Raw genomic sequence first — 21,152 nt, 5'->3', positions numbered from 1 at the left:
CGTGGGGGGGGGGGGGGGGGGGGGGGGGGCGGGGGGGGGGGGGCGGGGGGGGGGGGGGGGGGGGGGGGCCCCCCCCCCCGCGGCGGGGGGGGGGGCGCCCCCCCCCCCCCCACGCCGGGGCGGACCGCAGTGTCGGAGGCCGCGTCGGAGGCCCTTTCCGGTCCACCCGGCGGTTCTCTCCAGCGCGCCAGGCGGCTGGTGTCCGCACCCATCCGGCCGGTGCCCGCGGCGCGGACACACGTGTGAGGGGCGGTCGCAGAAATGCGACCGCCCCTCACCCATAAGTGTTCGAAGCGCTTACTGGCCCTGCTCATCACGGCGGCGCTGCCACCGCTGCTCGATACGGTTCATCACGGTCCGGCGCTGTTTGGGCTGTCGACGCTCGCCCCCGCCTCCGGTCCCGGCTGTCTGTTGCTCACCGGGCTTGGGCGCTTTGCGCCAACCCGTGACCGCGAGCACCGCACAGCCCAGCATGACGAGGAACCCCACCACGCTGATCCAGATCTGCTGGGCGACCATTCCGGCCATGAGGAGCGCGATACCCACCAGGAAGCCAGCAACTGCCTGGTAGACCCGTCGCCGGGTGTACGTACGCAGCCCGCTTCCCTCGAGCGCTGTCGCGAACTTGGGATCTTCGGCGTACAGCGCTCGCTCCATTTGCTCGAGCATTCGCTGCTCGTGCTCCGAGAGCGGCACGGAGTCCTCCTCGTCGTCGGCCGCGGGGGGCGGCCGGTATGCGGCCCTTCCAGGATAGGCAGGGAATCGTCCCCGTGAAACCCGCCCTCATTGCCAATCAGCCAGTCCGGGCCGCCACGACGGCTCAGCTGCTGAGGCGTTGATTCCCCAACCTCCGATCCGTCATGCCGGATGGTGTCCCCCGATCATACGGGGCCGAGGCGCTGATCGGGGCTGCTGGGCCGTACTCCGTCTGCGGCTGCGTTGCTGATCAGCCGCGCTAGCGGCGCGATCCGGCCGGTGCCTCAGGCGTGCTTGGTGCCCAGAACGTGCAGCTGGGTCGCCACCGAGTGGAACGCCGGCAGTTCGGCGACAGCCGTCTCCAGCTTGAGCAGGGCTTCCATCGCGCCGGGCTCGGTGTCCACCAGGACGCCCGGCACGAGGTCCGCGAAGACGCGTACGCCGTGGACCGCGCCGACCTCGACGCCGGCCGCCGAGACCAGCTCGGTGAGCTGGTCCGCCGTGTACCGCCGGGGCATCGGGTCGCCCTCGCCCCAGCGGCCCGCCGGGTCACTGAGAGCCTGCCTGGCCTCGGTGAAGTGACCGGCGAGCGCGCGGGCCAGGACCGCGCCGCCCAGCCCGGCGGCGAGCAGGCTGAGGGCTCCCGCCGGGCGGAGCGCGTCGACCGCGTTCCGTACGCCCTCCGCGGGGTCGTCCACGTACTCCAGGACGCCGTGACAGAGCACCGCGTCGTAGCCACCGCGCTCGACCACGTCGAACAGTCCGAGGATGTCGCCCTGGACACCACGGACACGCTCGGCGACCCCGGCCTCCGCGGCGCGGCGCTCCAGCGCGAAGAGCGCGTTGGGGCTGGGGTCGACGACGGTGACCCGGTGGCCGAGGCGGGCCACCGGTACGGCGAAGTTGCCCGTGCCGCCGCCGGTGTCCAGTACGTCCAGGGCGTCCCTGCCGGTCGCCTTGACCCGACGGTCGAGGGCGTCCTTGAGGACCTCCCAGACCACGGCGGTACGAAGGGAGGCGCGGGGGCGCAGCTGGTCCGACACGGCAGTTGTCTCCTCGGCACGGTGCCGCCGCTGACGGCGGAGCGTGAACAGCGCAGGTGATAGGTCCCGTCCACCCTATTGCCTCGCGCCGCCCGCGCCGCCCTCACTCCTCGGGCCGCTCCCCGCGGGGCTGCGGAAGCACCGGCTGGAGGACCAGCAGCCGCTCCACCAGGCGCAGGAACATCGCCGCGTCCCGCAGCAGGTCGTCCGCGTCCCGCCGGCCGGCCGCTCCGGGTATGCCCGCCTCCGCCCGGGCCCGCCGCCGGGCGCCCGAGGCGAACAGGGCGCTCCACTCGGTCAGCTCGGGGGCGATTTCCGGGAGGACCTCCCAGGCGCTGCGGATCCGCTCGCGGCGCCGCCGGGAGGTCTCGGGGCGCCCCCGGACGGCGAGAACCGCGGCGGCGGCGCGGAGCGCGGCGAGGTGGGCGGTGGCATACCGCTCGTTGGGCACGTCGAGAACAGCTGCCTCTTCGAGGCCGGCGTGGGCCTGGGCGAGGAGATCGAGAGCGGCGGGTGGCGCCGTGGCGCGCCGGAGAACGGGGTGGACGTCGTGCGCCGGGCCGGTCGGTGAGGGGGCAGGGCCGTCTGCGCGGCGTCGCGGAGCGGCTGCTGCGGACGAGTGGGCCATGACAGAACCTCCTGTCTCGTAACGGCTTCGTGGCCGTCTGTATCCATCGTGACGGCCCCCACTGACAATCGACTTCGATCACCTCCTGACCTGCGGTTTTGCTTCGATCACAAGTTCCCGCTATTTTTTGTACTGACCAGTCAGTTCAAAGAACGGAGGAGGGGTTGTGGACAGCCCGCACGGGGCGGCCGTCACCGCCGAGAACCTCGGGCTCAAGGGGCCGCGCGGCTGGGCCTTCCGCGGAGTGACCTTCAGCGCCGGCCCCGGCTCCCTGATCGCGGTCGAGGGCCCGTCCGGCTCCGGCCGCACCTGCCTGCTGCTCGCCCTCACCGGCCGGATGCGGTCCACCGAGGGCCACGCCGAGACCGGCGGCCTGCGCCTGCCGCGCCGGGCCGCCGCCGTACGGCGCGTCGCCGCACTGGGACCCGTGCCCGGGGTCAGCGAGCTCGACCCTGCCTTCACGGTCGCCGAGCACCTGCGCGAACGCGCCCTGCTCCAGCGCCGCTACGACGGCTCCCTGCGCGCCCTGCTGCGACCGCGCCGCGAGCGCGCCGCCACGGCACGGGCCCGGATCGACGCGGCGCTCGACGCCGCCGGACTCGACCCCGCCACACTGCCCAAGGCCGAGCGGACCTCCGTACGGGATCTGGAACGGCTGGAGGCCCTGCGGCTCTCGCTCGCCCTCGCGCTGATCGGCCGGCCCGCGCTGATCGCGGTGGACGACGCCGACCTCAAGCTCTCCGACACCGAGCGCGCCGAGGCCTGGGAGCTGCTGCGCTCCCTCGCCGCCGACGGCACGACCGTGCTCGCCGTGTGCAGCGAGGCCCCCGAGGGCGCGGTCACCGTACGCACGGACGCCCCCGAGACGGCGCAGCGCTCCAGCAGTACCGACACCACGGACGCCGCGGAACCGGCGGACCCCACGGACGACGAAGGGACGGCCGATGCGTTCGCCGAGACTGGCCGCTCTTGAGCTGAGGCGCTTCGGCAGGGGAAGGCTGCCCCGTGCGGCGCTGGCCGCGCTCCTGCTGCTGCCCCTGCTCTACGGCGCCCTGTACCTGTGGTCGTTCTGGGACCCGTACGGCCGCCTGGACCGCATCCCGGTAGCCCTGGTCAACGACGACAAGGGCGCCTTGGCCGAGGGCAAGCGCATCGCGGCCGGGGACGAGATCACCGGCAAGCTGCTCGACTCCAAGGTCTTCGACTGGCACGAGGTGAGCGCCGCAGAGGCCGGCAAGGGCGTCGAGGACGGCACGTACTACCTCTCGCTGACCATGCCGTCGGACTTCAGCAGCCGCATCGCCTCCAGCGCGGGCGACTCCCCCGAGACCGGCGCGCTCCAGGTGCGCACCAACGACGCGAACAACTACATCGTCGGCCAGATCTCCCGGACGGTCTTCTCCGAGGTCCGCACCGCCGCCTCGGCCAACGCCTCACGCGGCTTCCTCGACCGGATCTTCATCAACTTCTCCGATCTCCACGACGCGACGGCGAAGGCGGCCAAGGGCGCCGACGACCTCAAGGGCGGGATCGGCAAGGCGAAGAAGGGCTCGAAGGACCTCGCGGACGGGCTGAAGGACGCGAAGGCCGGCAGCAGCAGGCTGGCCGGCGGCATCGTCAAGCTGAACACGGGGGCGAGCGACCTGGAGACCGGCTCGCGCCAGGTCGCGGACGGCACTCAGCTCCTCGCCGACAAGGTCAACGGGGTGGCGGCCGACGTCCGCCCGTTCCTCAAGGACAACGGGAAGTCGATCGGTGACACGGCCAGGCTGGTCGCCGATTCCTCGCAGACCGTACGGGACAACCTCGACGTGCTGGTGAAGGCCGCGCCCGCCGCCGCCACCGCCGCGCACACGGCCTCCGACGATCTCGCCGACGTCCACCGCACCCGGTGCGAGGAGCAGCCGCTCCCCGACCCCACCGTCTGTCCGCCGCTGAAGCGGGCCGTGACGGCGGCGGCCGATGTCGCGGCCGTGGCCGACGACGTGAACGTGCTGGTCAAGAACCAGCACGGGGACCTCAAGAAGCTGCGCGGTCAGCTGACCACCCTTCAGGAGCAGGCCGACGCCCTCGCGGCGCGCTCGCCGCATCTGGACGAGGACCTGGAGAGCGCGGTCAAGAAGGTCAACGCGCTCAACACCGGTGCCCACAAGGTCGCCAAGGGCGCCGGCCAGCTGCACACCGGGCTGGCCACGGCCAAGTCGGGCTCGGCCGAGCTGAACACCGGCGTCGGCGACCTCAAGAAGGGCGCGACGAGTCTGGACAGCGGAATGATCCGGCTCGGCGACGGTTCCGCCACGCTCGCCCAGGGCCTCAACGACGGCGTCGGCAAGATCCCCGACTACGACGAGAAGGACCGCGACGCCCGTACGGGAGTCATGTCCGACCCCGTGAAGCTGGCGTCCCAGTCGCTGCACGCCGCTCCCAACTACGGCACCGGCTTCGCCCCCTACTTCATCCCGCTCTCCCTCTGGGTCGGCGCGATGGTGGCGTACATGCTGATCCAGCCGCTCAACCGGCGCGCGCTGGCCGCCGGGGCACCGGCCTGGCGGATCGCCCTCGCGGGCTGGCTGCCGGTGGCCGCGATCGGCCTGCTCCAGGTGGCCGCGCTGATGTCCGTACTGCACTGGGGACTGGGCCTCCAGATGGTCAGGGCCGCCGGGACGATCGGCTTCCTGGCGCTGGTGACCTGCTGCTTCGCCGCGATCGTGCAGTGGCTCAACGCCCGTTTCGGGGCGGCGGGACGCATCCTCGTACTCGCGGTGCTGATGCTCCAGCTGACCTCGGCCGGGGGCACGTACCCGGTGCAGACCAGTCCGGGCTTCTTCAACGCGATCCACCCCTACCTGCCGATGAGCTACGTCGTCGAGGGGCTGCGCCGGCTGATCACGGGCGGCGGACTCGGCCCGGTCTGGCAGGGCTGCGCGGTGCTGCTGGCCTTCACCGCGGGCGCGCTCGCGCTGACCGCCGTCTCGGCACGCCGCAAACAGATGTGGACACTGGACCGGCTCCACCCGGAACTGAGCCTGTGAGCGCCCCGGGACCTGTGAGAATCAGGAGCATGGAAAGCAGTAGCACCACGCGCCGCCAGGCCACCCGGCAGAAGCTCTACGAGGCGGCCGTGACCCTCATCGCCGAGAAGGGCTTCTCGGCCACCACCGTGGACGAGATCGCCGAACGAGCCGGGGTCGCCAAGGGCACGGTCTACTACAACTTCAAGAGCAAGACCGAACTCTTCGAGGAGCTGCTGCGCCACGGCGTCGGGCTGCTCACCTCCTCGCTGCGCTCCGCGGCCGAGGAGACCGACGAGCGCGGTGGCAGCCGGGTCGAGGCGCTGGACGCCATGATCCGGGCCGGTCTGGTCTTCATCGACCGCTACCCGGCCTTCACCCAGCTGTACGTGGCCGAACTGTGGCGGACGAACCGGGCCTGGCAGGCGACCCTGCTGGTGGTGCGTCAGGAGGCCGTCGCCGTGGTCGAGGGAGTGCTCAGGGAGGGGGTCGCGGGCGGCGAGCTCAGCGAGGAGATCGACATCCCGCTGACGGCGGCCGCGCTGGTCGGCATGGTGCTGGTGGCGGCGCTGGACTGGCAGGCGTTCCAGCCGGAGCGGTCGATCGACGACGTGCACTCGGCGCTGTCCCTGCTGCTGCACGGGCGGGTCAGCGGGCGCTGACCCCCGCTCCGCGCGGCCGGGCACACGAAGACGCCGGTCCTGCGGGGCTCGATCCCCCCGAGCCCCGCCGGACCGGCGTCTTCCGTGCTGCCGGAGAACCTTCCCCCGTGACCCCGTTGTCCCCCGTGGCCCCGGATCCTCCGTCGTGCACCCCCGTTCCGGACGGGGTGCCGCGCCTGCTCCGCCGCCCCGTGCCGGCGGTACCGGCGCAGCGCCCCTTCCGTGGTCCCCACTCTGCCGTCCGAGCAGGTCGCGGCCCATCCGCGTACCTACTCATCTCGCGCTCTGGGTACGGATACTCAGACGTGCGCACCCAAGCGCTCCCGCGGCCGTACGCCGACTGGTTACGATCGCGTCCGTGTCCGTACTCCCCCTGGTGTTCACGAGCGGCTGGGCCAGCGGGATCAACGCCTACGCGGTGGTCCTCCTGCTCGGCGTCCTCGGCGCGGCCGGTGTCACCGACGAGGTGCCCGACTCGCTGCAGCGCACCGATGTGCTCGTCGTGGCCGGTGTGCTCTTCCTGTGCGAGATGGTGGCCGACAAGATCCCGTACATGGACACGGTCTGGGACACGGCGCACACCGTCGTCAGGCCGCTCGCCGGAGCGGTCGTCGCGGCGCTGCTGGCGGGCGACGACGGTTCGCTGTCGGAGCTCGCGGCGGGGGCCGTCGGCGGGTCCACCGCGCTGATGAGCCATCTGGTGAAGGCGGGCACGAGGATGGCGGTCAACACCTCCCCCGAGCCGTTCAGCAATATCGCCATGAGCACGGTCGAGGACCTGGGCGTGGCCGCGGTGGTCACGTTCGCCCTCTTCCATCCGGTGATCGCGGCCGGCATCGCCGGGACGCTGCTGCTGCTCGGCCTGCTGATACTGGCCTTCCTGACCTCCCGCATCCGCCGCTTCCTGCGCCGCAGGGCGCAGCGGCGGGAGGAGAGGCGGCCGGTCTCCCCCGTTTCCCCGTGGCCTGACGGCTGAGCTGTCAGTGGCGGCCGTTAAGGTCGCTGCCATGGCACGTATTGCGGTGATCGGCGCCGGGATGGGCGCGATGTCGGCGGCGGCCCGGCTGGCCGTGGCAGGCCACCGGGTGACGGTGTACGAGCGGTCGGAGACCTTCGGCGGCTCGGTCGGCCGTCATGCCCGGGACGGCTTCGCGTTCGACACCGGCCCCTCCCTGCTGCATCTGCCCGCGGTCTACCGCGACCTGTTCGTGAAGACGGGCAAGGAGCCGCTGGAGCGGTGCGTCACCCTGACCCAGGTCGATCCGGCGAGCCGCCACGTCTTCGCGGACGGCACCGCGGTGTCGCTGCCGAACGCCTCGCGGGCCGGGGTCGTCGACGCGCTGGACGGCGCGCTCGGGCAGGGTGCCGGTGCGAGCTGGGGCGCGTTCCTGGACCGGGCCGGGGATGCCTGGGACCGGTCCAGGCGGCCGTTGCTGGAGGAGCCGCTGCGCCCCGACTGGCAGGTGCTGGCCCGCGATCCGTACCCGGCGCTGGTACGGCGGCGCCTCCTGCGCCCGGCGTCGCGGGCCGGCACGGTGGCGGAGGTGGGTTCCCGTGAGCTGGCGGACCCCCGGCTGGCCGCCCTCCTCGACGGGTACGCGCTGTCCTACGGCCTGGATCCGCTGCACGCCCCGGCGGGCGCGGCCCTGCTGCCGTACATGGAGGAGACGTTCGGCAGCTGGTACGTCTCCGGCGGAACGCGGGCGCTGGCACAGGCGGTGTACGAGCGGTGCCTGGCGCGGAAGGTGGAGTTCGTCTTCGGCGCAGAGGTGACCCGGGTGGTGGAGAAGGACGGCCGGGCGGCGGGTGTGGAGCTGGCCGACGGGACGGTCGCGGAGGCCGCCCACGTGGTGCTCGGAGCCCGCCCGCACCCGGGGCTGATGCCCGGTCAGGAGATCTGGCGGGACGGCGATGTGACGGTTCAGCCGCGGCCGGGCGGCGGGGCGGCGGGCCGGTTCCTGGTCCTGCTGTCGCTGCGCGGCGCCCGGCCCGCGGATGCCGTGCACCGGACGCTGGTGCATCCGGCGGACGGGGCGGCCGAGCGTGCGGCGGTGTTCGGGGGCCGGCTCGCCGCGCACCCCACGGTGACGGTGCTGCGCCCCGACGACCCCTCGACCCGTCCCGACGCGGCCCACGAGGCCGTGACGCTGATGGCGACGGTCGCTCCGCACGGCCCGGTGGACTGGACGGACGCCGCGCTGCGGGCGCGGTACGCGGACACCCTGATCGACACGGCGGGCGCGGCCGTGCCCGGCCTGCGGGACCGGCTGCTCCACGCGGAGGTGCGGACGCCCGCGGAGACCGAGGCGGAGACCGGTGCGCAGGCCGGCTCGGTTCCCCCGCCCGCGCTGGCCGGGGCCGGCGGCGGGTATCTGCACGCGGGGAACCGCACCCGGGTGCCGGGGCTGCTGCTGGCGGGCGGCTGGGCGCATCCGGGCGGCGGACTGGCGCACGCGGGGATGTCGGGGACGCTGGTCGCCGGACTCATCGTCGAGGGGGACGGGTTCCGCGGCTCCCAGTGAGACAGCGGGGGCCGACGCGCGGTGACCCGCCGTCAGGCGACGGGACCGCGGAGCGGTGACCGGCCGTCAGTCGGGGCTGTCAGTAGCGGTACTGGTCGTTGTGGCCGGTGTCGTGGCCGTTCGGGTACTGGGCGGGCTGTACGGGCTGCTCCGGGGGCATCGGGGGGTGGTGCTGTTCGCCCTCGCGCTGCTGCGGCACCCAGACGCCGCCCGGCGGGGTATCGGGAGCGTACTGCTGGGACTGGGCGTACGGGTCGGCGTACTGCTCGCCGCCGCCGTTGCTGTCGTGGTTCCCGTAGCTGTCGTACGTGCCGTACTGCGGTGCGCCCGCGGTCGTACCGGTGCCGATGTACGGGTCGGAGTAGGCGGCGTACTGCTGCCCCGCCGTGCCGTAGTCGTACTGCCCGGCTCCCGCGTAGCCGTCCTGGCCCGTGTACGTGTCCTGGCCGGCGTAGCCGTCCTGGCCGCCGTAGCCGTCCTGGCCCTGCGCCGGGTACGGGGAGTAGTCCGTGTAGGGGTCGTAGGCGGCGTACTGCGGCTGGCCCTGGGGCTGTTGGGGCTCCTGGTGCTGCCCCTGCTGTTGGCGGGAGTCGGTGTAGACGCCGTACTGCCCGGTGTCGTCCGGCAGCGGCTCCGGCTCATAGACCGCCGCCGGATTCTGCGGATTCTGCGGGGCGTGGGAGGGCTCCGGGGGTGTGCCGGGGTCGTACTCCGTCTCCAGGTCCGAGACCTGGAGACGCGGCTCGCGGTCCCCGCCGCCACGGCGGCGACGGCTCTCACCGGGGCTGCCCCCTATGGCCCAGCCGGTCGAGAAACCGCGCCGGAAGGAGAGCGTGACGTACGTCTGGCCGGTCGCGAAGGCGATCGCGCCGACCGTGATGACGAGCACGGACGGCATCAGGACACCGACGACCACACCGACGAAACCGGTGAAGGCGAGCAGACGCCAGCGAAGCCGCGCCTTGTACTGGAGCAGCACCTCACCGAGCAGCCACAGCGCAACGATGCCGAACGCGATGTAGAGGACCGTCCAGCCCATGCCCGCCCCCTTCTACGGCCACCGCCCCGGATCGCGGCGGGTACGGCCGGTCACGACTGCTTGTGCAGTCCGAGATTTTCGTAGATCTCGAGCGTCGCCGTCGAGTTGTTCAACGTGATGAAGTGCAGCCCGGGGACACCCTCGGACAGCAGCTTCGCGCAGAACCGCGTTGCGAAGTCGATGCCAATGGAGCGTACAGCGGCGGGATCGTCCTTGGCGGCGAGGATGCGTTCTTTCAGCGCCGCGGGCAGGCTCGCGTTGCTGAGCTGCGGGAAACGCTCCAATTGGCGGACGCTCGTGAGGGGCATCACCTCGGGAATGACCGGGGTGTCGCAACCGGCGGCGACCACCCGGTCACGCATACGCAGGTAGTCCTCGGGGTCGAAGAACATCTGCGTGATCGCGTAGTCCGCACCGGCGCGACACTTGTCGACGAAGTGCCGGATGTCGGTGTCCCAGTCGGCGGAGCGCGGATGCATCTCGGGGAACGCCGCGACGCCGACGCAGAAGTCGCCGGATTCCTTGATCAGCCGGACGAGGTCGGCAGCGTACCGGACGCCCTGCGGGTGCTCGATCCACGGGCCCATCGGGTCGCCCGGCGGGTCCCCGCGCACGGCGAGGATGTTCCGGATTCCGGCGCCCGCGTACTGGCCGATCATGTTGCGCAGCTCGGCGATGGAGTGGTTGACCGCCGTGAGGTGCGCGACCGGGGTGAGGGTGGACTCGGCGGCGATGTCCTGCGTCGCCTTCACCGTCCCGGCCCGGGTGGACCCACCGGCTCCGTACGTCACCGAGACGAAGCTCGGTCCCACTGCCTCGATCCGGCGCAGCGCGTTCCAGAGATTGCGCTCGCCCTTCTCGGTCTTGGGCGCCCAGAACTCGAAGGAGTGCAAGGTCTCGCCGGTCGCGAGCATCTCACGCACGGTGCGCGCGTGATCTGTCCTGGTGGAGGGTGTGCCAAGGGCCATACCGGCAGGTTAACCAGGGCATGGCGGCCACCCAACCGAACCAGCGGGATTTGCCCGAATTGACCGGTACTTGTCCACGCTTCGGACACAGGTGTCCCAAACACGTCGCTCGGGGCGGGCCCGTCCGCCCGGGGTGTCCGCCGGATCACGCGTCGGCGCGGTCCCGGATCCTTTCGGCCAGTTCGGCGGCGGCGGCAGCGGGGTCCGCGGCCTCGGTGAGGGCCCGTACGACGACGACGCGGCGCGCTCCGGCGTCCAGCACCTCGTCGAGATTGCCGGCGTCGATCCCGCCGATGGCGAACCACGGACGCGCCGGGGCGAGCGAGGCTGCGTACCGGACGAGGTCGAGGCCGGGGGCGTGCCGGCCGGGCTTGGTCGGGGTGGGCCAGCAGGGGCCGGTGCAGAAGTAGTCCACGCCGGGCTCGGTGACGGCGGCGTCGACCTCGGCCTCGGCGTGCGTGGAGCGGCCGACGATCACGTCGTGCCCGATGATCGCGCGGGCGGCGGGCACCGGCAGGTCGCCCTGGCCCAGGTGCAGCACGTCGGAGCCGATGGCGTGGGCGACGTCGGCCCGGTCGTTGACCGCGAGGAGTCTGCCGTGGCGCCGGCAGGCGTCGGCGAGGACCGCGAGGTGGTCGAGCTCCTCGGCCGCCTCCATCCCCTTGTCGCGGAGCTGGACGATGTCCACCCCGCCGGAGAGGACCGCGTCGAGGAATTCGGGGAGGTCCCCCTGGCGCCTGCGGGCGTCCGTGCACAGGTAGAGCCGGGCGTCGGACAGCTGCGCGCGAGGCGTGGACATGGTGAGGTTCCCCCGGGGAGCGATGACGTTCGGCAGGCGGTGCGGAGGTGGTGCGGGCCGCACCGTGCGGCCCGCACCACCTGTACGGCTGTCGGTCAGACGGCGAGCGCCTGGGCGCGGCGCTTCACCTCCGTGCCGCGATTCTCACTCAGCGCCTGCGCGGGCGTGCCCGGCAGGCTCGGGTCGGGAGTGAAGAGCCATTCCAGCATCTCCTCGTCGGAGTAGCCGTCGTCCCTCAGGAGCGTCAGGGTCCCCACAAGGCCCTTGACGACCTTGTCGCCGTCGATGAAGGCGGCGGGCACCTGGAGTGCCCGGTTCTCACCACGTCGTACGGCGATCAGCTGGCCCTCCTTGACCAGCTGCCGCACACGCGTCACCTCAATATCGAACAATTCGGCGATATCGGGCAGGTGGAGCCAGGCAGGGACGAGAGCATCGATCTTTGCGTCAATCTCGGTCACGGGACAAGCCTGCCATCCCGGACTGACAGCCGATACCCGGACTCAGCCCTTCAGTGCCTCGCGGGCCACGTCGGCGACGCGGCAGTGGCGCTGCCGGTCGGCCGTGACCCAGCCGTGAGCGGTCGTCAGGGAGCGCGAGTAGCAGGCCCCGGTGTCCGTGGTGCCCCGGTACTTCTCGGTGGAGGCCCCGTCGGCCGACCGGACGGCACCGGCGGTGCGGACGATGCTGCCGGTCGAGTCCACGGTGTCGTCGGTGACCGCGTCCGTGTGCCATCCGGATGCGGAACCCTTCCGGAACGTGTCGACGATCACGCGGCGCTGGGTGACGGCCGCCCTCATGTCGTAGTTGTTGTAGTCGCCGTACAGCGGGATGTCCAGGTCCACGTCGATGGGGTAGGACCAGGTGCCGCGCCGCGCTTCCGTGCGGCCGCGGGCCTGGGTCGTCACCGTGGTGGAGCCGTGGTCGCGCTGGTGCATCACCTGGTGGCTGCCGGTGGCGGAGACGTTGTCCGTGTGGGTGTACGCGAACTTCTGCTCGACGGTGGTGGTGACCCGGCCCTTGGAGGTCTCGACGTATCCCGAGATCTTCCAGGAGCGGCCGGTCGACACGGAGACGTCGGTGGAGCCGTTCGCGCCCGGGGTCTGGACGGTCTTCACGTCCGGGGCGTGGCTGAGGGTGTTGGTGGTCACCCTGCCGCTCGTGCGGGCCTTGTGGGCGTCGGTGCCGAGGAAGAGTGAACCGTCGACGGTCCAGCCGTCGGCCGCGCCGTACGGGGTGATGCCGATGGCGTGCGGCCGGCCGTCGGCCAGCCGGCCCGCGAAGGGGGTGAGGTCGATGTCGTACGCCTCGGTGCCGAACTGGTCGATGGCCGGGATCGGGCGCCACAGCGTCGGCACGATGCCGCCGGAGTACACGACGGGGTACGGCTGGGCGAGGCCCGCGGGCCGCCCGTCCACCGTGACCTGCACCTCGCGGTAGGGGCCGCCGCCGCAGAGGTAGTCGGGGGCGGTCGCCGCCAGGTCATCGGGGACCGCGTCGAACCACTGCTCGTCGCAGCCGCCGCCGCGGGCGTAGACCTCCAGGCGCGCGTCGGTCAGATTGCGCGGGAAGGTGACGTCGGTGCTGGTGGAGCCGCCCTTGGCGACACTCATCCAGGGCGCGCTGTCGGAGCCGGTGTCACCGAGGGGGACGACGCGGTCGGCCGTGGCGGCGGCCGGGTGGCGCTTGTCGGCCCGGTAGTACGTGATCTTCAGCTTGATCCCGTACACGCCGGTGTACGTCTCGTTGACAACGTTGCCGAGTTCGAGCTGGAGCTTCTGCGGGTCCTTGAGGAGCGGCGCGAAGTCGGTGATGTCCTTGGCGACGTGCCAGCTGATGCCGTCGTCGTCGGGCTCGGCGGTGCTGGTGCGGAAGACCTCCGCGCCGCCGATGAAGACGGCGGCGAGGCGGTCGTACTGGCGCCCCTTCACGCTGCCCGACCAGTCGAGGACGACCTTGTTCCACGGGCCCTCGCACTTCTTGGGCGGGGTGAGCGTGGTCGCGTACGGGGGCCCGCCGAGCGTGTTGCCGAAGTCGTGGTCGACGGCCGTCACCGAGCAGTGCTCGGTATCCGGACGGGAGACCGGCGGAGTCGCGTCGGCCGGGTCCTGGTAGGCGACGGCCGGGTTGGAACCGGGCGCGGGGACGGTGTCCGCCCGGGCCGGGGCGGCGAGGGCGCCTCCGACGAGGGCGGCCGACGCCGAGGCCATGGAGATTCCACGCAGCGCGCGGGACCATCTGTGCCGAAACATGCGCATCCTTCGAAGAGTATGAAAAATGATCACTTCAAAAGATGCACAGTGCACCAATCTCCGCCCTCCCCCAAGAGCCTGTCCACATATCGGATATCAACATCCGTTGTGCGTACCGTTACTGACGGGCCGCCGACTTCAGCGGTACGGACGCGTCAGCGGCCCGCTCCGGATCGAGCCGCGTCCCGGCCTCGATGAGCCTGCGCCCCTGGATCAGGTCGCGCGGGCGGCCGACGGCGAGCACGGCGACCAGGACGTCGTCGCGCAGCCAGCACACCGACCAGGCGGGACCGGCCGGATCGCCGCGCCACAGCAGGGTGTCCGCCCCGTCGTGGTGACCCGCGTACTGGACGAACCGGCCGAACTGCTCGGACCAGAAATACGGCACGGGGTCATAGGCGGGCGGCTCCGCCCCGCCCCCGCCGGCCGCGCCGATGATCTGGGCGGCCGCGGTCCGTGGCCCCTGCAGGGCGTTGTCCCAGTGGTGGACCAGCAGACGCGCCCCGTAGCGCGCGGAGGGGAACGAGGCGCAGTCGCCGACGGCGTACACATCGGGCAGCGAGGTGCGCAGCGCCGCGTCGGCGGTCACCGACCCGTCGGGCCCGAGCCCGATGCCGGAGCCGGCCAGCCAGCCGGTGGCGGGCCGTGCGCCGATCCCGACGACGACCGCGTCGGCCGGGAGCGTGCGGCCGTCCGCCAGGACCACGCTGCCGGGCTCGACGCGGGCCACCCGCGCCCCGGTGAGGAGTCCGGCGCCGCTCTCCGCGTACCAGGCGGCCATCGGGGCGGCGACCTCCGCGGGCAGGGCGCCCGCGAGGGGGCGGTCCGCGGCCTCGACGACGGTGACCTCGCAGCCCGCGGCGCGGGCCGCGGTGGCGAACTCGGCACCGATCCAGCCCGCGCCGACGACCACGACGGTGTGCCGCGCCTCCAGGACGGGCCGCAGCCGCGCCGCGTCGTCCAGGGTGCGCAGCAGATGGACGCCCGGCACACCCTGCGAACCGGGCAGCACGACGGGTTCGGCGCCGGTGGCGATGACCAGGACGTCGTAGGGGACGGGCCCCGCGGAGGTGTCCAGCTCATGGTCGCCGGCGCGCAGGCCGGTGACCTCGCAGCCCAGCCGCAACGCGACGCCCAGTGCCTCGAAGTCGATGTCGAAGGCGGATTCCTCGGCCTTGCCGAGCAGCACCGCCTTGGACAGCGGTGGGCGGTCGTAGGGCTGATGGGGTTCGGCGCCGATCAGGGTGACGGCGCCGGTGAAGCCCTGCTCCCGCAGGGCCACCGCCGTCTGCACGCCCGCCATGCCCGCGCCGACGACGACCACCCGCCGCCCCGCCCGCTCCGACTGCCGCTCCGGCCGCTCTGCCCGCTGCTGCTCGTTCACCCGTCCACCTTAATCAACTGACGGTCCGTCAGGAAAGTGGTCCGCCGTCCTGCTCGCACCCACCGCCCTCCCGGGCCCCTCCTCGGGACGGGGTCTAGGGTGGCCCACGTAGAACACTCGCGGGAGCCCGGACGCACCGGGCTGAGAGGGAGGCTGGACGGCCTCCGACCGTACGAACCTGATCCGGGTCATGCCGGCGAAGGGAGGGGCTGGATGCCCATGCGCACCCACCGCGCCAGCGGGTCCGACGTCCTCGTCATCGGGGGCGGCATCATCGGCCTGGTGACCGCCTGGCGGTCCGCGCAGCGCGGTCTGGCCACCGCGGTCGTCGATCCCGACCCCGGCGGCGGGGCCGCCCGGGTCGCGGCCGGGATGCTGGCCGCCGTCACCGAACTGCACTACGGCGAAGAGATGCTGCTGGGCCTCAACCTCGCCTCCGCCGCGCGCTATCCGGCGTTCGCGGCCGAGCTGGAGGCGGCGAGCGGACAGGACATCGGCTACCGCGCCTGCGGCACCCTGGCCGTCGCGCTGGACACCGACGACCGTGCCCATCTGCGGGAGCTGCACGAGTTGCAGCGCCGGTCCGGGCTGGAGTCCGAGTGGCTCACCGGCCGTGAGTGCCGGCGCCTGGAGCCGATGCTCGCGCCGGGCGTACGCGGCGGACTCCGGGTCGACGGCGACCACCAGGTCGACCCGCGCAGGCTGGCCGCCGCGCTGCTGACGGCGTGCGAGCGGGCCGGGGTCGTCTTCCACCGCCACCGGGCCGAACGGCTCTCGGTGGCGCGGGACCGGGCCACCGGGGCCGTGCTGGCCGACGGTTCGGAGCCGGCCGCCGATCAGGTGGTGCTCGCCGCTGGCAGCCTCAGCGGCCGGCTCGCGGGGGTGCCCGAGCACGTCCTGCCGCCCGTCCGCCCGGTCAAGGGCCAGGTGCTGCGGCTGACCGTACCCACCGCGTACGCCCCCTTCCTCAGCCGTACCGTGCGGGCCGTGGTCCGGGGCAGTCACGTCTACCTCGTGCCGCGCGAGAACGGCGAGCTGGTGATCGGCGCCACCAGCGAGGAGATGGGCTGGGACACCACCGTCACGGCGGGCGGGGTGTACGAGCTGCTGCGCGACGCCCACGAGCTGGTGCCCGGCATCACCGAGCTGCCGCTCACCGAGACCCTGGCCGGTCTGCGCCCCGCCTCCCCCGACAACGCCCCGCTGCTCGGCCGCACCGCGCTGCCCGGCCTCCACCTCGCCACCGGCCACCACCGCAACGGGGTGCTGCTCACTCCGGTCACCGGCGACGCCATGGCGCGGCTGCTGGCCGGCGGCGAGCTGCCCGAGGTGGCCCGCCCCTTCTCCCCCGGCCGTTTCGCGGCCGCCACCCCCGTCCGACAGGAGCAGCCCGCATGACCGCGCCCGTCCCCCTCTCCGTGTCCGTGAACGGCGAGACCGTCGCCGTCGCCGCGGGCACCACCCTGGACGCCCTCGTCGCGACCCTGACCGAGGCGCCCTCGGGTGTCGCGGCCGCGCTGAACGAGACCGTCGTGCCGCGCGGCCAGTGGTCCGCCGCGGCGCTCGCCGACGGCGACCGGGTCGAGGTCCTGACCGCGGTCCAGGGAGGCTGACCGTGTCCGACGACCTGTTCACCCTCGGGGACACCGTCCTCGGCTCCCGGCTGATCATGGGAACGGGCGGGGCGCCCAGCCTCGATGTGCTGGAGCGCTCGCTGATCGCCTCCGGCACCGAGCTGACCACCGTCGCGATGCGCCGCCTCGACCCGACGGTGCGGGGCTCCGTGCTCTCCGTACTGGAGCGGCTCTCCATCCGCGTCCTGCCGAACACCGCGGGCTGCTTCACGGCGGGCGAGGCCGTGCTCACCGCCCGGCTGGCCCGCGAGGCGCTCGGCACCGACTGGGTCAAGCTGGAGGTGGTGGCCGACGAGCGGACCCTGCTGCCCGACCCGATCGAGCTGCTGGACGCCGCGGAGATCCTGGTGGACGACGGTTTCACCGTGCTGCCGTACACCAATGACGATCCGGTGCTGGCCCGCCGGCTCCAGGACGTGGGGTGCGCGGCGGTCATGCCGCTCGGCTCCCCCATCGGCTCGGGGCTGGGCATCCGCAATCCGCACAACTTCCAGCTGATCGTCGAGCAGGCCCGGGTCCCGGTGATCCTGGACGCGGGCGCCGGGACGGCCTCGGACGCGGCGCTCGCCATGGAGCTGGGGTGCGCGGCTGTGATGCTCGCCTCAGCGGTGACCCGGGCCCGGGAACCCGAGCTGATGGCCGCCGCGATGCGTCACGCGGTGGAGGGCGGGCGGCTGGCGCACCGCGCGGGACGGATACCGCGCCGGCACTTCGCCGAGGCGTCGTCGCCGGTGGCGGGGCGTGCGGCGCTGGACCCGGAACGCCCGGCGTTCTGACGCCGGACACCGCGGCTCCGGGAGCGGTGGACAGCGTGTTCCTGTCACGGCTCGGCTGCGGTACCGGCCCGGAACCGTCCCGGCCCGTCAGTCGTGTCCGCGCCGGCTCGTAGACTCGCTGCGTGGATACGACCCTCCAGGACCCTCTCGTCGGGCAGCTGCTCGACGGCCGCTACCGCGTCGATGCCCTCATCGCCGTGGGCGGCATGGCCACGGTCTACCGGGCCATGGACACCCGGCTCGACCGAGTGCTCGCCCTCAAGGTGATGCACCCGGCGCTCGCGACCGACGCCTCGTTCGTCGAGCGCTTCATCCGCGAGGCCAAGTCGGTGGCGGGGCTCGCGCACCCCAATGTGGTCGGGGTCTTCGACCAGGGGGCCCAGGGGCAGTACGTGTACCTGGCGATGGAGTACGTCGCGGGCTGCACGCTGCGCGACGTGCTGCGCGAGCGCGGCGCACTGCAGCCGCGGGCCGCGCTGGACATCCTGGAGCCGGTGCTCGCCGCGCTCGGCGCCGCGCACCGGGCGGGCTTCGTACACCGTGACATGAAGCCGGAGAACGTACTCATAGGCGACGACGGCCGGGTCAAGGTCGCCGATTTCGGCCTGGTACGGGCCGTGGGCACGGTCACCAACACCACCGGGTCCGTCCTGGGCACCGTCTCCTACCTCGCCCCCGAGCAGATCGAGCGCGGCACCGCGGACACCCGCGCCGATGTGTACGCGTGCGGGGTGGTGCTGTACGAGATGCTCACCGGCGCCAAGCCGCACACCGGCGACTCCCCCGCCCAGGTCATCTACCAGCATCTGAACGAGGACGTCCCGGCTCCCTCCGCCCTCGTCCCCGGGCTCGCGCCCGAGCTCGACGAGCTGGTCGCGAGCGCCGCCGCGCGTGACCCCGAGGTCCGGCCGTTCGACGCGGTGGCCCTGCTCGCCGAGTCCCGCCGGGCCCGCGCCGGCCTCAGCGACGCCCAGCTGGACGCCGTGCCGCCGCAGGCCCTGGCCGAGGTGCGCGACGCCGCGGAGGACCGCACGAGCGTGATCCCGCGGGTGCTGCCGCCCGGCCAGGGAACCGCCCACCACACCAGTCGGCTGGAGACGCCCCCGCCGCTGCCGCCGGAGCCGCCGGTCCGGCGGACCGGGCCCCTCGGCGGGCCGCGGCGCGGCATCGTCGCGGCGGTCGTCGCCGTGCTGCTGGTCCTGGGGATCGGCGGCGGCGTCTGGTACATCAACTCCGGACAGTTCACCCACGTCCCCTCGGTGCTCGGCCAGAGCGAACAGGCGGCCAAGGGCCGGCTGTCGGACGCCGGCCTCGAAGTGAAGGGCGTCGAGCGCGCCTACAGCGACACCGTCGGCCGCGGCAAGGTGATCGGCAGCGACCCGAAGTCGGCCGCCAGGATCCGGGGCAACGGCTCGGTGACACTCGTCGTCTCGCGCGGGCCCGAGATCGTGAAGGTGCCCGACGTCGAGGGCGTCGCGCTGGCCGAGGCCAAGCGGAAGCTGGCGAAGGCGGGCCTGGTGCCCGGCATGACCACCAAGGAGTTCAGCGAGGACGCGGAGGCCGGTGAGGTGGTGCGGACGGACCCCGAGGCGGGCACCGAGCGCCACGCGGACAGCGCGATCGCGATCGTCGTGTCCAAGGGCAGCCCGGTCGACGTCCCCGATGTCACCGGACTCTCCGTCGAGGACGCCACCGACGCGCTGGACGAGGAGGGGCTGAAGGCCAAGGTGCTGCCCGGCCGGGTGAACTCCTCCGAAGACGCGGGCGACATCGCCGAGCAGTCACCGGCCGAGGGCCGGGAGGCCGCCGAGGGCGACACCGTCACCCTGACGGTCTCCAAGGGGCCGCAGATGATCGACGTCCCGGACGTCACCGGCAAGGACGTCGACGACGCCCGGAGCGAGCTGGAGGACGCGGGCTTCGAGGTCGAGGTCGACCGCCCGTTCCTCGGCATCAGCGACACGGTCGCGAGCCAGTCCGTCGACGGCGGCGACCGGGCCCCCGAGGGCAGCACCATCACCATCAAGACCAAGAGGCTCTAGATCCGTATGCGCAACCCTGTAGGCGGCCATGTACCGGTGGCCGGCGGCCTCGCCAGAACCGGCCTCCCGTACGCCCGCGAGATGGGCGCGGAGGCCGTCCAGGTCTTCGTCGCCAATCCGCGCGGCTGGGCGACCTCGCCGGGCGACCCGGCGCAGGACGAGCAGTTCCGCGCCGAGTGCGCCGCCGAGTCCGTACCGGCGTACGTCCACGCCCCGTACCTGATCAACTTCGGCTCGCACACCGCGGCGACCGTCGAGAAGTCGGTGACCTCGCTGCGCCACTCCCTGCGCCGCGCCCGCGAGATCGGCGCCCTGGGCGTCGTGGTCCACACCGGCTCCGCGACCAACGGCCGGCCCCGCGAGGAGGCGCTGGCCCAGGTGCGCACCCATATGCGGCCGCTGCTGGACGAGCTGACGCACGACGACGACCCGTTCCTGCTGCTGGAGTCGACCGCCGGCCAGGGGTTCTCGCTCTGCTCGCGGACCTGGGACTTCGGCCCGTACTTCGACGCGCTCGACGCCCATCCGAAGCTCGGGATCTGCCTCGACACGTGCCACATCTTCGCGGCGGGGCACGATCTGGCCGGTCCCGGCGGTATGAAGGAGACGCTGGACCTGCTGGTGGAGACGGTCGGCGAGGGCCGGCTGAAGCTGATCCACGCCAATGACTCCAAGGACGTGGCCGGAGCCCACAAGGACCGGCACGAGAACATCGGCGCGGGTCACATCGGCGAGGAGCCGTTCCGGGAGCTGTTCTCCCATCCGGCCACCGAGGGCGTACCGCTGATCATCGAGACACCGGGCGGCAAGGAGGGGCACGCGGCGGACGTGGCCCGGCTGAAGGAGCTGCGCGGCCGGAACTGATCCGGCCCGCCCCTCAATGCCGGTATCCCCAGGGGGGTACACGGTTCCCGTGTCGGGGCCGCCCCCGGGCTCTGGGCCGGCAGGGGCCGGAGGTCAGAGCTCGGGACCGTCCCCGGGCTCCTCCTGGTAGGAGTAGCGCTGTTCCTTCCACGGATCGCCGACGTTGTGGTAGCCGCGCTCCTCCCAGAAGCCGCGGCGGTCGGCGGTCATGTACTCGACGCCCCGGACCCACTTGGGGCCCTTCCAGGCGTACAGCTGCGGAACCACGAGCCGGAGCGGGAAGCCGTGCTCCGCGGTGAGCAGCTCGCCGTCCTTGTGGGTGGCGAACAGGGCCCGCTCCGCGGTGAAGTCCTCGATCCTGAGGTTCGAGCTGAATCCGTACTCGGCCCAGACCATCACATGCGTGACATGGGGCGCGGGCGGCGCGAGGGCCACGACATCGCGGACGAGCACCCCGCCCCACTCCGCGCCGAGCATGCTGAATTTCGTCACGCAGTGCAGATCGGCGACGACCGAGGAAAACGGCAGCGCCGAGAATTCCTGATGGTCCCAGCAGTGCTTGTCACCGTCGGCCGTGGCACCGAAAACCCGGAATTCCCAGCGGTCGGGTCTGAACTTCGGCACCGGCCCGTAATGGGTGACCGGCCAACCGCGCTGCAGTCGCTGTCCCGGCGGAAGCTCGGACTGCTCTGATGCGCGGTTTTCCCGGCTTTCCGGCTGACCCATGTCTCCATGGTGACAGACAGGCAAGGGTGGTCATGACCAGTACAGAGACGTTTCGGGCAAGCACTACTAAGCATGTACTTACTGGACGGCCACCGGGTGCGATGCG

At 72.6% G+C, this 21,152-nt stretch carries 20 protein-coding genes and 1 riboswitch; of the genes, 10 read left to right on the top strand and 10 right to left on the bottom strand.

Translation table 11 applies throughout. From position 1 onward, the window contains the following. Positions 1-297: 297 nt before the first annotated feature. The 3 genes from ACIQM0_RS07625 to ACIQM0_RS07615 form a co-directional block, all read right to left on the bottom strand. Complete coding sequence (locus ACIQM0_RS07625; RefSeq protein WP_024493487.1) at positions 298-696, bottom strand: DUF3040 domain-containing protein; 399 nt, start codon at positions 694-696, stop codon at positions 298-300. Positions 697-980: 284 nt separating this feature from the next. Continuing rightward, positions 981-1,739, bottom strand: a complete 759-nt coding sequence (locus tag ACIQM0_RS07620; RefSeq protein WP_401284397.1) for a class I SAM-dependent methyltransferase — start codon at positions 1,737-1,739, stop codon at positions 981-983. 103 nt (positions 1,740-1,842) lie between these two features. Beyond that, complete coding sequence (locus ACIQM0_RS07615) at positions 1,843-2,367, bottom strand: SAV_6107 family HEPN domain-containing protein (protein WP_385352453.1); 525 nt, start codon at positions 2,365-2,367, stop codon at positions 1,843-1,845. Positions 2,368-2,533: 166 nt separating this feature from the next. Here ACIQM0_RS07615 and ACIQM0_RS07610 point away from each other — a divergent pair, with 166 nt between their 5' ends. From ACIQM0_RS07610 to ACIQM0_RS07590, 5 genes are all read left to right on the top strand, one after another. After that, positions 2,534-3,340: an ATP-binding cassette domain-containing protein gene (locus ACIQM0_RS07610; RefSeq protein WP_401284394.1), complete on the top strand. Its 807-nt coding sequence runs from the start codon at positions 2,534-2,536 to the stop codon at positions 3,338-3,340. Further along, positions 3,312-5,399 (top strand): YhgE/Pip family protein, encoded by a 2,088-nt coding sequence (locus tag ACIQM0_RS07605; RefSeq protein WP_401284392.1) that lies wholly within the window; start codon positions 3,312-3,314, stop codon positions 5,397-5,399. Before ACIQM0_RS07610 ends, ACIQM0_RS07605 begins: the two co-directional genes overlap by 29 nt. A 29-nt stretch (positions 5,400-5,428) precedes the next feature. After that, positions 5,429-6,040 carry a TetR/AcrR family transcriptional regulator gene (locus tag ACIQM0_RS07600; protein WP_401284390.1) on the top strand — a complete coding sequence of 204 codons (612 nt, stop codon included), beginning with the start codon at positions 5,429-5,431 and terminating at the stop codon, positions 6,038-6,040. A gap of 358 nt (positions 6,041-6,398) precedes the next feature. Continuing rightward, positions 6,399-7,016, top strand: coding sequence for a DUF4126 domain-containing protein (locus ACIQM0_RS07595; protein WP_401284388.1), 618 nt, complete (start codon positions 6,399-6,401; stop codon positions 7,014-7,016). A gap of 31 nt (positions 7,017-7,047) precedes the next feature. Then, positions 7,048-8,562 (top strand): phytoene desaturase family protein, encoded by a 1,515-nt coding sequence (locus ACIQM0_RS07590; protein ID WP_401284386.1) that lies wholly within the window; start codon positions 7,048-7,050, stop codon positions 8,560-8,562. A gap of 79 nt (positions 8,563-8,641) precedes the next feature. Here ACIQM0_RS07590 and ACIQM0_RS07585 read toward each other — a convergent pair whose 3' ends face one another. The 6 genes from ACIQM0_RS07585 to ACIQM0_RS07560 form a co-directional block, all read right to left on the bottom strand. Beyond that, positions 8,642-9,601 (bottom strand): hypothetical protein, encoded by a 960-nt coding sequence (locus tag ACIQM0_RS07585; protein WP_401284384.1) that lies wholly within the window; start codon positions 9,599-9,601, stop codon positions 8,642-8,644. Between the two features lie 50 nt (positions 9,602-9,651). Further along, a complete protein-coding gene (gene metF / locus ACIQM0_RS07580; protein WP_363021360.1) occupies positions 9,652-10,569 on the bottom strand; it encodes a methylenetetrahydrofolate reductase [NAD(P)H] in 918 nt (305 codons plus the stop codon). A 145-nt stretch (positions 10,570-10,714) separates the two neighbouring features. Next, a complete protein-coding gene (gene thiE, locus ACIQM0_RS07575; RefSeq protein ID WP_401284381.1) occupies positions 10,715-11,368 on the bottom strand; it encodes a thiamine phosphate synthase in 654 nt (217 codons plus the stop codon). Positions 11,369-11,463: 95 nt separating this feature from the next. Next, positions 11,464-11,829 carry an Rv2175c family DNA-binding protein gene (locus ACIQM0_RS07570; protein ID WP_401284379.1) on the bottom strand — a complete coding sequence of 122 codons (366 nt, stop codon included), beginning with the start codon at positions 11,827-11,829 and terminating at the stop codon, positions 11,464-11,466. A 42-nt stretch (positions 11,830-11,871) separates the two neighbouring features. Then, complete coding sequence (locus ACIQM0_RS07565; protein ID WP_401284377.1) at positions 11,872-13,620, bottom strand: peptide-N4-asparagine amidase; 1,749 nt, start codon at positions 13,618-13,620, stop codon at positions 11,872-11,874. A gap of 118 nt (positions 13,621-13,738) precedes the next feature. Next, the gene (locus ACIQM0_RS07560) at positions 13,739-14,923 is read right to left on the bottom strand and encodes an NAD(P)/FAD-dependent oxidoreductase (RefSeq protein ID WP_401285070.1); all 1,185 of its coding nucleotides are present in this window, start codon (positions 14,921-14,923) and stop codon (positions 13,739-13,741) included. Between the two features lie 190 nt (positions 14,924-15,113). After that, positions 15,114-15,226, top strand: a riboswitch (TPP riboswitch). On the opposite strand from ACIQM0_RS07560, the gene thiO reads away from it, so the two are divergent. The 5 genes from thiO to ACIQM0_RS07535 all read left to right on the top strand — a co-directional run bounded on the left by thiO (position 15,224) and on the right by ACIQM0_RS07535 (position 20,320). After that, positions 15,224-16,402, top strand: coding sequence for a glycine oxidase ThiO (thiO, locus tag ACIQM0_RS07555; RefSeq protein ID WP_401285068.1), 1,179 nt, complete (start codon positions 15,224-15,226; stop codon positions 16,400-16,402). It overlaps the preceding riboswitch by 3 nt. Then, positions 16,399-16,617 (top strand): sulfur carrier protein ThiS, encoded by a 219-nt coding sequence (gene thiS, locus ACIQM0_RS07550; RefSeq protein ID WP_363021356.1) that lies wholly within the window; start codon positions 16,399-16,401, stop codon positions 16,615-16,617. The genes thiO and thiS overlap by 4 nt, the downstream gene beginning before the upstream one ends. A gap of 2 nt (positions 16,618-16,619) precedes the next feature. Next, positions 16,620-17,414 carry a thiazole synthase gene (locus ACIQM0_RS07545; RefSeq protein WP_401284375.1) on the top strand — a complete coding sequence of 265 codons (795 nt, stop codon included), beginning with the start codon at positions 16,620-16,622 and terminating at the stop codon, positions 17,412-17,414. 122 nt (positions 17,415-17,536) lie between these two features. Beyond that, positions 17,537-19,456, top strand: a complete 1,920-nt coding sequence (pknB, locus tag ACIQM0_RS07540) for a Stk1 family PASTA domain-containing Ser/Thr kinase (protein WP_401284373.1) — start codon at positions 17,537-17,539, stop codon at positions 19,454-19,456. Positions 19,457-19,462: 6 nt separating this feature from the next. Further along, entirely contained in the window at positions 19,463-20,320 is an 858-nt protein-coding gene (locus ACIQM0_RS07535) for a deoxyribonuclease IV (protein WP_401284371.1), read from the top strand. Between the two features lie 93 nt (positions 20,321-20,413). Here the strand turns inward: ACIQM0_RS07535 and ACIQM0_RS07530 are convergent, their stop codons facing one another. Then, entirely contained in the window at positions 20,414-21,046 is a 633-nt protein-coding gene (locus ACIQM0_RS07530; RefSeq protein ID WP_363021352.1) for a sulfite oxidase-like oxidoreductase, read from the bottom strand. Between the last annotated feature and the right edge of the window lie 106 nt (positions 21,047-21,152).

This window comes from Streptomyces sp. NPDC091387 (assembly GCF_044756945.1).
Taxonomy (GTDB): Bacteria; Actinomycetota; Actinomycetes; order Streptomycetales; family Streptomycetaceae; genus Streptomyces.
The sequence above is the reverse complement of the archived record's forward strand: the minus strand, read 5'-3'. Positions and strand labels throughout refer to the sequence as shown.

What these genes read in the sequence shown, in the direction of transcription:
- ACIQM0_RS07615 (WP_385352453.1), bottom strand. Translation starts at nt 2,367, where the DNA reads ATGGCCCACTCGTCCGCAGCAGCCGCTCCGCGACGCCGCGCAGACGGC.
- ACIQM0_RS07605 (WP_401284392.1), top strand. Translation starts at nt 3,312, where the DNA reads ATGCGTTCGCCGAGACTGGCCGCTCTTGAGCTGAGGCGCTTCGGCAGG.
- ACIQM0_RS07600 (WP_401284390.1), top strand. Translation starts at nt 5,429, where the DNA reads ATGGAAAGCAGTAGCACCACGCGCCGCCAGGCCACCCGGCAGAAGCTC.
- ACIQM0_RS07590 (WP_401284386.1), top strand. Translation starts at nt 7,048, where the DNA reads ATGGCACGTATTGCGGTGATCGGCGCCGGGATGGGCGCGATGTCGGCG.
- ACIQM0_RS07585 (WP_401284384.1), bottom strand. Translation starts at nt 9,601, where the DNA reads ATGGGCTGGACGGTCCTCTACATCGCGTTCGGCATCGTTGCGCTGTGG.
- metF (WP_363021360.1), bottom strand. Translation starts at nt 10,569, where the DNA reads ATGGCCCTTGGCACACCCTCCACCAGGACAGATCACGCGCGCACCGTG.
- thiE (WP_401284381.1), bottom strand. Translation starts at nt 11,368, where the DNA reads ATGTCCACGCCTCGCGCGCAGCTGTCCGACGCCCGGCTCTACCTGTGC.
- ACIQM0_RS07565 (WP_401284377.1), bottom strand. Translation starts at nt 13,620, where the DNA reads ATGTTTCGGCACAGATGGTCCCGCGCGCTGCGTGGAATCTCCATGGCC.
- ACIQM0_RS07560 (WP_401285070.1), bottom strand. Translation starts at nt 14,923, where the DNA reads ATGGCGGGCGTGCAGACGGCGGTGGCCCTGCGGGAGCAGGGCTTCACC.
- thiO (WP_401285068.1), top strand. Translation starts at nt 15,224, where the DNA reads ATGCGCACCCACCGCGCCAGCGGGTCCGACGTCCTCGTCATCGGGGGC.
- thiS (WP_363021356.1), top strand. Translation starts at nt 16,399, where the DNA reads ATGACCGCGCCCGTCCCCCTCTCCGTGTCCGTGAACGGCGAGACCGTC.
- ACIQM0_RS07535 (WP_401284371.1), top strand. Translation starts at nt 19,463, where the DNA reads ATGCGCAACCCTGTAGGCGGCCATGTACCGGTGGCCGGCGGCCTCGCC.
- ACIQM0_RS07530 (WP_363021352.1), bottom strand. Translation starts at nt 21,046, where the DNA reads ATGGGTCAGCCGGAAAGCCGGGAAAACCGCGCATCAGAGCAGTCCGAG.